The sequence below is a fragment of the Achromobacter insuavis genome, assembly GCF_902859645.1.
GTDB lineage: Bacteria > Pseudomonadota > Gammaproteobacteria > Burkholderiales > Burkholderiaceae_B > Achromobacter > Achromobacter insuavis.
Genome location: NZ_CADIJR010000036.1, coordinates 51219 through 62706 on the forward strand (window position 1 = coordinate 51219; position 11488 = coordinate 62706).

The window sequence follows — 11488 nt, forward strand, 5'->3', positions numbered from 1 at the left end:
GCTAGTTCAACCCGGCGTCGATCAGCGCCAGATGCAGCATGGCCTGGGCCAGGTACTTCTGCACCATCCGCGGCGACACGTTCATCTGGTCGGCGATCTCGAGGGTGGACAGCCCGTGTATCTGTGCCTGGATAAAGGCCATGCGGGCTTTGTCCGGCAGGCGGCCGAGCCACTCGCCGACCTCCAGCAGGGTCTCGATGACCAGCGCCTGGTGCTCCGGCGACGGCGCATAGGCTTGGGGCTGCGCGGCCAGGCTGTCCAGCCAGGCCTGTTCCACCTGTCGGCGGCGCCAGAGATCGGTGCACAGGCCCTGCGCCATGGTGCGCAGGTAGGCGCGAGCGGCGCCGGCGCTGGCGAAGCCATCGGGCGCGGGCCGGACGATCAGGCGCAGGAAGGCGTCGTGCGCCAGGTCGGCGGCATCCGCCGCATTGCCGAGGCGGCGCCGCAGCCATCCCAGCAGCCAGCCGTGATGATCGCTGTAAAGAGCGTGCAGGTCTTGCTGCACGGGGAGATCGGCGGCGGACATCGGACGGACCCAGGCGCGGGAGGGACGCCTATTTCAATATGGATAGGAATGGTTATCGTTTATAACTGAAGTCCGATAGGTCGCGCAATGCCGGCAGACCCTGGCTTGCCTGACGCAGCCGCCGCGACCCAGGAAAAAAGGCCCGAGCAAGGCGGGCCTTTTTTCCTGGCTTGAACCGGTTTACAGCCGGTCGCAGCGCACCGTGATCGGATGATCGCGCAGCGTCGTCATGACCAGGTCGTCGACCTGGCCTTCGACGTCGGTGATCACGTAGCCGATCTGGCCCTTGGTCTGCAGCGTCTGGCTGACGATGTTCAGGCCGTGCTGCGCCATCAGGTTGTCCAGCGTGCCGAGCGCGCCCGGGGCGTTGCGGTGCACGTGCAGGATGCGGGTGGCGCCGGCCGGCTCCAGGTAGGGCAGCTCGGGGAAGTTGACCGCGCCCTTGGTGGTGCCGGCCTGCAGGAAGCGCACCAGCTTCTCGGCCACTTCGCGGCCGATGTTCTCTTGCGATTCCTGCGTGCTGCCGCCGATGTGCGGGGTCAGGATGACGTTGGGCAGGCCGATCAGCGGGCTGGCCAGCGGCTCGTCGGCGCCCTTGGGTTCGGTGGGGAACACGTCGAGCGCGGCGCCCGCCAGGTGGCCGGACTTGAGCGCGGCATGCAGGGCGTCGATGTCGACCACGGTGCCGCGCGAGGCATTGATGAGGATGGCGCCGCGGCGCATGCGCCCGATCGTCTCCGCATTCATGATGTTCTCGGTGGACTTGCCCCCGGGCACGTGCAGGGTGACGACGTCGGCCTGTTCCAGCAGGTCGTTGAGCGAGCCGGCCGGGCGGGCGTTGCCCAGCGGCAGCTTGGCTTCGACGTCATGGTAGATGACGCGCATGCCGAGGCCTTCGGCCAGGGTGCTGATCTGCGAGCCGATGTTGCCGTAGCCGACGATGCCGAGCGTCTTGCCGCGGGTCTCGAAGGCGCCGGCGGCGCTCTTGTCCCAGTGGCCGAGATGGACGCGGGCGTTCTTCTCGGGGATGCGGCGCAACAGCAGGATGGCTTCGCCCAGCACCAGCTCGGCGACCGAGCGGGTGTTGGAGAACGGCGCGTTGAACACCGGGATGCCGCGTTGCATGGCGGTGTCGAGGTCGACCTGGTTGGTGCCGATGCAGAAGCAGCCGACGACGCGCAGGTCGGGGCTGCCGGACAGCAGGGCGGCATCCAGGTGGGTACGAGAACGGATGCCCGCGACATGGGCGCCGCGCAGGGCGTCCTGCAGCTGCGACGGCGGCAGGGCCGCGGCGTGCGTGACGATGTCGGTGTAGCCGGCGGCTTCGAAGACGGCGCGGGCGCTCGGGTGGATGTTCTCGAACAGGACGATGTGTGCCATGACTGCCAGGGGTCGGGGTGGGAAATGCGTTTTATTTATTGTGGCGCATTTTTGCTGCGGTGCAAGAGGTACCCATAGCCATGGTGGGGATGAATTGTTTCAGGCGGGTGGCCGGGGCGGCCCCCGGCCCTGTGTTTCAACGATACGCCTGGAACACCTTGGCGCCGCCGCGCTTGTCCACCAGCAGGACATCGTGCGGGGTCTTGCGGCCGCCGTATTCGGGGCCGTCCATGCCGGGCGAGCCCAGCGGCATGCCGGGGGCGGCCAGGCCGGCGGCGTCGGGCTTTTCCAGCAGCAGGCGGCGCACGTCGCTGGCGGGCACGTGGCCCTCGATGGCGTAGCCGTCCACCACGGCCGTGTGGCAGGAGCCATAGTCGGCCATGCCGGCATTGCGGCGCACCGGGCCGGTGTCCTGCACGTCGTGGGTGGTGACCTCGAAGCCGTTGTCGCGCATGTGCTTGACCCAGTCTTCGCAACAGCCGCAGGTGGGCGTCTTCCAGACCTGGACCTTGGGCGCGGACTGGGCTTGCGCGAGGAGCGGCGCGTACAGGGGCAGGGATAGCGCGGCCGCCAGGAGCAGGCGGGCGGGGGTGAGGGTTTTTTTCATGGGTCTCCGCGAGAAAGGATCAGAACCAGAAGCGCACGCCCGCCAGCACGGCGGCCTGCGAGCGGCCTTGGCCGGCGGCGGACGCATAGTCCGCGGTGCGGCCGAACTTACGTTCGAAGGATACCCCGATGTAGGGCGCGAATTCGCGCGTGACCTCGTAGCGCAGGCGCAGCGACAGCGAGCCCTTGGACAGGCCCGAGCCGATGCCGCGTTCGGGGTCGTTGCGGCCATAGGCGCTGGCCTCGAGTTCGGGGGTGAATATCAGACGCTGGGTAAGCAGCAGGTCGTACTCGGCCTTCATGGCCAGCGCGGTGCGGCCGGACGGGCCGGCGTAGGCGGTGGTCTCGAACTCGATGTTGTAGGGCAGCACGCCCTCGATGCCGAGCGCCGCCCAGTTGCGCTTGGGGCCGGCGCCGACGTCGCGGCGCGCGCCCAGCTGCAGGTCCCAGAAGGGCGAGATGGCATGGCTCCAGAAGGCTTCCACCTTGCCGTCCGAGCCGCCGCCGCTTTCACGTTCGCCTTCGCTCTTGAGCACCAGCCGGTCGGTGGCGGTGCCCCACCAGAAGCGGCCGTCCCACTCCAGCGCGTTCTGGCCGTCGCGGTTGCGCGACCAGCCGAACTTGTCGAACAGCAGCCGCGACGAGGCCGCGTTGTCCATCATGTGCGGGTGGATCCCGTAACTGTCGTAGCCGCGCTGGCCGGCGCCGTCGCTGGACGGCAGGCTGCCGACGGGCGGGGCGGCGGCGGGCGCGCCATGGTCCATGCCGGGCATGGACGAATGATCCATGGCGGGCGGCATTGCCGGCTGGGGCTTGGCGGCGCCGTGGTCCATGCCGGGCATGGACGAGTGATCCATGGCCGGCGGCGTTGCCGGCTGCGGCTTGGCGGCGCCATGATCCATGCCTGGCATCGAACCGTGGTCCATGCCGGCGTGGTCGCTCATGGCCTGGCCGTGGGCCGGCTGGCCGGCCGCGCCCGCCAGCAGGGCGGCGGCCAGCGCGGCGCGGCGCGACAAGGGAAAGAAAATGCGCATGTTCCGTTTTCTCATCGCCTACTCCACCACGACCGCCCTGAACATGCCGGCCTCCATGTGGTACAGCAGGTGGCAGTGGTAGGCCCAGTTGCCGCGGGCATCGGCGCTGACGCGGTAGCTCAGGCGCTGCGCGGGGTTGAGCGACAGGGTGTGCTTGCGCACCAGGAAGGCGCCGTCGGGCGATTCCAGGTCGCTCCACAGGCCGTGCAGGTGGATGGGGTGGGTCATCATGGTGTCGTTGACCAGCACGAAGCGCACCCGCTCGCCATGGCGCAGCACGATGGGCCTGGCGTCGGAGAACTTCACGCCGTTGAACGACCACATGTAGCGTTCCATGTTGCCGGTCAGGTGCAGTTCGATCTCGCGGGTCGGCGCGCGGTTGTCGTCGGGTTCGCGGATCGAGCGCAGGTCGGCGTAGGTCAGCACGCGGCGGCCGTTGTCGCGCAGGCCGATGCCGGGATCGTCCAGACGGGTGGACACCACGTCGGGCAGCATCGAGTTGCCGGGGCCGCGTTCCTCGGGATAGGGGTGCCTGACCTCGACGATGCCGCCCTGGCCGGCGCCGCTGCCGTGGGCGCCGCCGTGGTCCATGCCGGGCATTGCGCCGTGGTTCATGCCGGCCATCGCGCCGGCCGCCGCCGGGGCGGCGCCGTGATCCATGCCGCTCATGCCCGCCATGTCGTGACCGCCTCCGCCCATGTCGTGCTTCATGCCCATATCCATCATGCCGAGCAGTTGCGCGCGATCGACGGCCGGCACTTCGGCCTGCATGCCGGGGCGTGGCGCCAGGGTGGCGCGGGCATAGCCGGAACGGTCCATCGCCTGCGAGAAGATGGTGTAGGCGCGGTCTTCGGCGGGCTCGACGATCACGTCGTAGGTCTCGGCCACGGCGATGCGGAATTCCTCCACATCGACCGGCCGCACGTCCTGGCCGTCGGCCGCCACCACCGTCATCTTCAGGCCCGGGATGCGCACGTCGAAGTACGTCATGGCCGAGCCGTTGATGAAGCGCAGGCGCACGCGCTCGCCCGGCTTGAACAGGCCGGTCCAGTTGCCGGCCGGCGTCGCGCCGTTGGTCAGGAAGGTGTAGGTGGCGCCCGACACGTCCGCCAGGTCGGACGGGTTCATGCGCATCTGTTCCCACATCAGGCGCTCGGACAGCGCCGCGCGCCAGCCCTTCTCGCCGGCATCGCGGATCAGGCTCTCGACGCTGGGCTGGTTGCGGTTGTAGTAGTCGGGCATGGCCTTGAGCTTGTCGAAGAGCCGCATCGGGTCTTCGTCCGTCCAGTCCGACAGCAGCACGGTGTAGTCGCGGTCCGCGGCGATGGGGTCGCGCCGCTTCGGGTCGATGACGATGGCGCCGTACAGGCCCGTCTGCTCCTGGAAACCCGAATGGCTGTGATACCAGTAGGTGCCGCTCTGGCGCACGTCGAAGCGGTAAGTGAAGGTCTGGCCCGGATCGATGCCCGCAAAGCTCAGGCCCGGCACCCCGTCCATGTCGGTGGGCAGCAGGATGCCGTGCCAGTGGATCGAGGTCTGTTCGCGCAGGCGGTTGGTGACGTGCAGCGTCACCGTGTCGCCCTCGCGCCAGCGCAGCAGCGGCGCCGGGACCTGGCCGTTGACGGTGGTGGCGATGCGGGCGGCGCCGGTGAAGTTCACCGGGGTCTCGCCGATCTCCAGGTGGAATTCGGTGCCGCGCAGTTCGGCGGGCAGGGCGGGGGCCGCGGGTTGGCCGACGGCGGCGCGCCAGCCGCCCAGCGCCGCGAGCGCGCCGCCGGCGGCCAGCCCCTGCACGAAGCGGCGGCGGGCGGGAATGGGGAAGGCTGTCATGACGGATCCGCGGCGGCGCTACTGCACCGACACCGCGCCCTTCATGCCGGCGGCGTAGTGGCCGGGTTCCAGGCAGCCGAAGGACACGGTGCCGGCGCGGTCGAACTTCCAGACGATCTGGCCGCTCTTGCCGCCGTCCAGCGAGACGGCGTTGGCCTCTTCGTGGCGCATGCCGGGGTCTTTCATCATCATGGCGTAGTGGGCCTGCAGGTCGGCGTCGGTGCCCAGCACCATCTCGTGGCGGATGCGGCCCGAGTTGCGCACGTTGAAGCGCACCGTTTCGCCGGCCTTGACCTGCACCTGGGCGGGCGTGAAGCGCATGGCGTCGGTCATGTCGATGTCGATGGCGCGGGTGACGCGGGCGGCGTCGCCGGGCGTGCCGATGGGGGCGGAGGCCGCCGGCATGGCGTGGCCGGCGTGTTCGCCGTGGGTGCCGGCCGCGAACGCGGAGCCGGCGCCGAGCAGGGCGGCCAGGAGCGCCTGTGCCGTGGTTCGGGTGATACGGAGCAAAGTGCCTTGCATGCTGATCCCTTCGTGGGAGTTGACCATGCGGGCACTGTAGAAAAACCGGGGTGACCCGGTTCTGTCGGCTGGATTACTTCTTTGTAATGTTGGCGGACGGCGTCCCGGGCAGGGCGCCGCGCAGGGTGATGCCGACCACCGTGCCGGCGGCGCCGGAGGTGGCGTCCACGTCGCCGCCGTGCATGCGGGCGATGGCGCGCACGATCGCCAGGCCCAGGCCGTGGCCCTCGCTGCGCGGCGCGCGCGCCTGGCCAGAGCGGAAGAAGCGGTCGAAGATGCGCGGCAGGTCGGCGGCCGGGATCGGCGCGCCGGGGTTGCGCACCTCGACCCGCGCGCCAGCCGGCAGCGGCTGGCAGGCCAGCACGATCTCGCCGCCGCGCGGCGTGGCCTTGATGGCGTTGGAGATCAGGTTCGCGAGCGCCCGCCGCACCAGCCCGGGATTGGCGGCGATGAGGGCGTCGCCGTCGCAGCGCAGCGTGACGCCGCTGTCTTCCAGCGCCGCCTCGTAGAAGTCGGCGACGCGCCGGGCCTCGGCGGCCAGCGAGACCGGCGCCAGGTCGGCGGCGCGTTCGCCGCGGTCGGCGCGGGCCAGGAACAGCATGTCGTTGACCAGCGTCTTCAGGTCTTCCAGCGTTTCCAGGTTGGATTCGAGCGCGTCGCGCAGCTCGGCCGCGTCGCGGCCGCTGGACAGGGTCACCTGGGTGCCGTTGATCAGCGTGGCCAGCGGCGTGCGCAGCTCGTGCGCGACGTCGGCGTTGAAGCCTTCCATCTGCTGGTAGGCGGCCTGCAGCCGTTCCAGCGTGCGGTTGAACGACAGCACCAGCTCGTGCAGCTCGCGGTCGGTGTCGCGCAGCGGCAGGCGCACGGCCAGGTTGTCGGGCTGGATGCGGGCGGCCTGCTCCGACAGCCGGCGGGTGGGCGCCATGCTGCGGCGCACCGCCCAGGCCGCCAGCACCACCGTGGCGCCGACCCACAGCGCGCAGATCAGCGCCAGCGCGGTGCCGTAGGCGTACAGGAACTGCGAGCTGGTGCGGGTGCTGACCGCCACCGTCAGGTGCGCGCCCGACAGGATGCGGTCGTCGACCGCGACGCGCAGGCCGCGCATGCGGCTGCCGTCGGCCAGTTGCAGCAGCACCTGCCGGTCCGGCAGCGTCTGCAGGGTTTCGGGCGCGTCGCCGCCGTAGACGGGGTGCCCTTGCGCGTCGACGATCCAGATGCCCAGCTGGCTCTGGCCGGTGCGCATGTCGTCGAACGTGGCGGCCAGGTCGTGCAGGCCGCGCGCGTTGTTCTGCATGTCGATCAGGTGGTTGATGAGTTCCAGCTTGCCGCTGACCTCGGTGATCTCCTGGCGTTCGACTTCGCGCTTGAGGGCCCAGAACAGGGTGGCGCCCGCGACGCTGGAGACCAGCAGGGCGATGACGCCCAGCAGCAGGGTCAGGCGCGCCTGCATCGAGCGCACGCGCGGCGGTTTCATTCGCGCGCGGGCTCCGGCCGCGATTCGAGCACGTAGCCCATGCCGCGCACGGTGTGCAGCAGCTTGGCCTCGAACGGGTCGTCCAGCTTGCTGCGCAGGCGCCGCACGGCCACGTCGATGACGTTGGTGTCGCTGTCGAAGTTCATGTCCCAGACCTGTTCGGCCAGGGTGGTGCGCGACAGCACCTGGCCCTGGCGCCGCAGCAGCAGGGCCAGCAGGTTGAATTCCTTGGCGGTCAGGTCCAGGCGGCGGCCGCCGCGCGCGACCTTGCGGCGCGCCAGGTCCAGCTCCAGGTCGGCCAGGCGGAACACGGTGGGTTCCTGCGAGCGGCCGCGCCGCAGCAGGGCCTGCACGCGCGCCAGCAGTTCGGAGAAGGCGAAGGGCTTGACCAGGTAGTCGTCGGCGCCGCCTTCGAGGCCGCGCACGCGGTCCTCGACGGCGTCGCGCGCGGTCAGCATCAGGATCGGGGTGTCCTTGTTGGCGCGCACGGCGGCCAGGATGCCGAAGCCGTCCACGCCGGGCAGCATCACGTCCAGCACGATCAGGTCGTAGGCGCCTTCCAGCGCCAGGTGCAGGCCGTTGACGCCGTCGCGCGCCAGGTCGACGACGTGGCTCTGTTCCGACAACCCTTTCTTGAGGTAGTCGGCCAGCTTGGGTTCGTCTTCGATGACCAGGATGCGCATGGCCGGAAATTTACCATCCGCGCCGCGATCGCGGCGCGGATGGCGTGCATCGCGTGAGGCCTGTTCAGGCGGACGGGTCGACGGCGATGCGGTCCGGCGGGAAGCGCAGCGCGAACAGGCTGCCCTTGCCGGGCTCGCTGGTGATGAACAGCTCGGCGTCGTGGCGCATGGCGATGTGCTTGGTGATCGCCAGCCCCAGGCCGGTGCCGCCGACGGCGCGCGAGCGGCCGCGGTCGACGCGGTAGAAGCGTTCGGTCAGGCGCGGGATGTGGCGGGCCGGGATGCCGATGCCGGTGTCCTGCACGCTGTAGCGGCCGCCGCCGTCGGGTTCGCGTTCCCAGCGCACGGTGATGGTGCCGCCGTCGGGGGTGTAGCGCACGGCGTTGGTCAGCAGGTTCGACAGGGCGGAGGTCAGTTCGGTCTCGGCGCCGAGCACGTCGAGCGATTCGTCGATGTGCCATTCGAGCACGTGGCGTCCGCCCGACAGGGCCTCGATCTGCTGGCGCGCCTTCTGCAGCAGCGCGCCCATGTTGACCGCGCGCGGGTCGCTGCCCGGCGACGATTCCAGCGTCGACAGCGTCAGCAGGTCCTCGACGATGGCCTGCATGCGCTGGGCCTGCTCGTGCATCATGTCCAGGTACTGCGCGCGCTGCTCGGGCGGCAGGGCGTCGGCGGGCATGTCGCGCAGCGTTTCCAGGAAGCCGGCCAGCACCGTCAGCGGCGTGCGCAGTTCGTGCGAGACGTTGGCGACGAAATCGCGGCGGGTGGTCTCCAGGCGCTCGATCTGGGTGACGTCGCGGGTGATGAGCAGGCGCTGGTTGCTGGCGTAGGCCGTCAGCTGCATCATCATCAGCCGTTCCTGGCCGTTCTGGCCCAGGCGCACCAGGATCGGGTCGGGCCAGGAGGCGCGGTGGGCGTATTCGACGAATTCCGGCGCCCGCAGCAGGTTCAGCAGGTTGTGGCCGCGGTCGGCCGGCAGGCGCAGGCCCAGGTGCTGGCGCGCCATGCGGTTGCACCAGTCGATCTGGAAGTCTTCATTGAGGGTGACCGCGCCGTCCGGCAGCGCCTGGGCGGCCGCCAGCATGCCCTGCATGGTGTCGCGGGTCTCGGTCAGCTCGCGGGCGCGGGCCCGGGTGTAGCGGTAGAGGGGGGCGAGGATGTCGTCCCAGGGGCCCACCGAGGCGGGCGGCGAGGTGTCGGGGTGCCTGGCCCAGTGGGACACCAGGTGCAGGCGCCAGCTGCGCCACAGCAGCATGGTGACCAGCGCGGCGCTGAACAGCACCCAGCCGGCCGGATCGCCCATGAGCCATTGCGCCAACAGCGCGACCGCCGCCCACAGGGCGACCAGGATAAGAGTGCGCAGCCAGATCATCGTGCGGGAGTTTTACCGCGCCGGGACCTGTGCCGTAAACCGGTAGCCGCTGCCGCGCACCGTTTCCACGTGGGCGTCGTGGCCGCTGGGTTCCAGCGCCTTGCGCAGGCGGCGGATGTGCACGTCGACCGTGCGTTCCTCGACGAAGACATGATCGCCCCAGACCTGGTCCAGCAGTTGCGAGCGCGAGAACACGCGTTCCGGGTGGGTCATGAAGAAGTGCAGCAGGCGGAATTCGGTGGGGCCGATCTGCAGCGACTGGCTGTTGCCCGACAGGCGGTGCGTGACGGGGTCCAGCTTGAGGCCGCCGACGTCGATCACGTCGTCGGTCAGCTGCGGCGCGCGGCGGCGCAGCACGGCCTTGATGCGGGCCATCAGCTCCTTGGGCGAGAAGGGCTTGGTGATGTAGTCGTCGGCGCCGGCTTCGAGGCCGTCGACCTTGTCCTGCTCGGAACCCTTGGCGGTCAGCATGATGACCGGGACGGCGCGGGTGCGCTCGTCGTTGCGCAGCTTGCGCGCCATGGCCAGGCCGGAGGTGCCGGGCAGCATCCAGTCCAGCAGGATCAGGTCGGGCAGTTCGGCGCGGATCAGCGTCTGGGCCTGGTCGGCGTCGAAGGCGCGCAGCACTTTGTGGCCGGCGAAGGACAGGTTGACGGCGATCAGTTCCTGGATTGCGGGTTCGTCTTCGACGACGAGGATGGTGCTGGACATGGCGAATAGGGCACGCTTCGGAGCGCCGGCGCGGCGCGAACATTGCGATAGTATGGCCGCAATATTTCAGGTATGTGACCAAAGCGTGCGTTCCCGGCCCCGCCGGCGGCATCCGGCAGTCTCCGATAGGCTACCATTGGACGATATATCGGGAATTCACCATGCAAAACCCCTCCGAATCGCAACATTCCGCGGATTCCGCCTCCCAATCGACGCATTTCGGCTTCCAATCGGTGCCGGAACACGACAAGGCCCGCAAAGTCGCCGAAGTCTTCCATTCCGTGGCCCAGCGCTACGACATCATGAATGATTTCATGTCGGCCGGCCTGCACCGCGTCTGGAAGGCCTTCACCATCGGCCGCGCGGCCATCCGCCCCGGCATGAAGGTGCTGGACATCGCCGGCGGCACCGGCGACCTGGCCCGTGCCTTCGCCAAGCGCGCCGGCCCCACCGGCGAGGTCTGGCTGACCGACATCAATGATTCCATGCTGCGGGTCGGCCGCGACCGCCTGGCCGACGCCGGCCAACTGGTGCCCACGGCCGTCTGTGACGCCGAGCGCCTGCCGTTCCCGACGGGCTATTTCGACCGCGTCAGCGTGGCCTTCGGTCTGCGCAACATGACCCACAAGGACCGCGCGCTGGCCGAAATGACCCGCGTGCTCAAGCCGGGCGGCAAGCTGCTGGTGCTGGAATTCTCCCGCATCGCCAAACCGCTGGCGCCGGCCTACGACTGGTATTCCTTCAACGTGCTGCCCTGGCTGGGCAAGACCGTGGCCAAGGACGAAGCCAGCTACCGCTACCTGGCGGAATCCATCCGCATGCACCCCGACCAGGAAACCCTGGCGGACATGCTGCGCACCGCCGGCCTGGAGCGGGTGCAGTACTTCAACCTGACGGCCGGCATCGCCGCCCTGCATGAGGGTGTGCGCCTGGGCTGAACGTCCCGGGGTCCGATACGGCTTTTCTTCGCCCCGGGGGAACTTGTGGGGCGACGGCTTGTCCGTTATTCTTACGTCATTCAGATTATTGTAAGAAAGTCGCGCTGAACGGCCGCACGATCCGTGCGGCTTTCCGCTGCTCGGGGCAGCGGGAAGCGCGGGTACGAGGGAGCAAATCCATGACCAAATTCTGTTTCTCGCGGTTTGTCGCCGCGGCGCTCATCGCCATTTCCGGCGCAGCGTTGGTGACGGCGTCGTTTGACGCCGAAGCCCGCCGCGCAGGCGGCGGCAGCAGCGTCGGCCGCCAATCCTCCAATGTGACCCAGCAGCGCCAGGCCACCACGCCGCCGGCCGCCGCCAACAACACCGCGGGCGCTACCGCCGCGCCGGCCGCCGCCGGCGCCGCCACGGC

General features: G+C 69.5%; 11 protein-coding genes and 1 pseudogene. 2 read left to right on the forward strand and 10 right to left on the reverse strand.

The window, feature by feature from the left end:
• Position 1: 1 nt before the first annotated feature.
• The 10 genes from H0523_RS18330 to phoB all read right to left on the reverse strand — a co-directional run bounded on the left by H0523_RS18330 (position 2) and on the right by phoB (position 10138).
• Positions 2–526 carry a sigma-70 family RNA polymerase sigma factor gene (locus H0523_RS18330; protein WP_054433144.1) on the reverse strand — a complete coding sequence of 175 codons (525 nt, stop codon included), beginning with the start codon at positions 524–526 and terminating at the stop codon, positions 2–4.
• A gap of 180 nt (positions 527–706) precedes the next feature.
• A complete protein-coding gene (gene serA / locus H0523_RS18335) occupies positions 707–1906 on the reverse strand; it encodes a phosphoglycerate dehydrogenase (protein WP_054433145.1) in 1200 nt (399 codons plus the stop codon).
• A gap of 136 nt (positions 1907–2042) precedes the next feature.
• Positions 2043–2513: a DUF411 domain-containing protein gene (locus H0523_RS18340; RefSeq protein ID WP_054433146.1), complete on the reverse strand. Its 471-nt coding sequence runs from the start codon at positions 2511–2513 to the stop codon at positions 2043–2045.
• A gap of 19 nt (positions 2514–2532) precedes the next feature.
• A complete protein-coding gene (locus tag H0523_RS18345; protein WP_369817072.1) occupies positions 2533–3369 on the reverse strand; it encodes a copper resistance protein B in 837 nt (278 codons plus the stop codon).
• Positions 3370–3564: 195 nt separating this feature from the next.
• Entirely contained in the window at positions 3565–5376 is a 1812-nt protein-coding gene (locus H0523_RS18350) for a copper resistance system multicopper oxidase (RefSeq protein ID WP_054433147.1), read from the reverse strand.
• An 18-nt stretch (positions 5377–5394) separates the two neighbouring features.
• Entirely contained in the window at positions 5395–5898 is a 504-nt protein-coding gene (locus H0523_RS18355; RefSeq protein WP_082385848.1) for a cupredoxin domain-containing protein, read from the reverse strand.
• Between the two features lie 73 nt (positions 5899–5971).
• A complete protein-coding gene (locus H0523_RS18360; RefSeq protein WP_054433149.1) occupies positions 5972–7372 on the reverse strand; it encodes a heavy metal sensor histidine kinase in 1401 nt (466 codons plus the stop codon).
• On the reverse strand, positions 7369–8055 hold the full coding sequence (locus H0523_RS18365) for a heavy metal response regulator transcription factor (RefSeq protein ID WP_054433150.1): 687 nt from the start codon (positions 8053–8055) through the stop codon (positions 7369–7371). Before H0523_RS18365 ends, H0523_RS18360 begins: the two co-directional genes overlap by 4 nt.
• 64 nt (positions 8056–8119) lie before the next feature.
• Positions 8120–9427, reverse strand: a complete 1308-nt coding sequence (gene phoR, locus H0523_RS18370) for a phosphate regulon sensor histidine kinase PhoR (protein ID WP_054433151.1) — start codon at positions 9425–9427, stop codon at positions 8120–8122.
• Between the two features lie 12 nt (positions 9428–9439).
• The gene (phoB, locus tag H0523_RS18375; RefSeq protein ID WP_006386862.1) at positions 9440–10138 is read right to left on the reverse strand and encodes a phosphate regulon transcriptional regulator PhoB; all 699 of its coding nucleotides are present in this window, start codon (positions 10136–10138) and stop codon (positions 9440–9442) included.
• Between the two features lie 161 nt (positions 10139–10299).
• Here phoB and ubiE point away from each other — a divergent pair, with 161 nt between their 5' ends.
• Both ubiE and H0523_RS18385 read left to right on the forward strand, forming a co-directional pair.
• Positions 10300–11076 (forward strand): bifunctional demethylmenaquinone methyltransferase/2-methoxy-6-polyprenyl-1,4-benzoquinol methylase UbiE, encoded by a 777-nt coding sequence (ubiE, locus tag H0523_RS18380; RefSeq protein WP_054433152.1) that lies wholly within the window; start codon positions 10300–10302, stop codon positions 11074–11076.
• Between the two features lie 179 nt (positions 11077–11255).
• A pseudogene (locus H0523_RS18385) lies at positions 11256–11488 on the forward strand (Tim44 domain-containing protein); the annotation flags it as partial.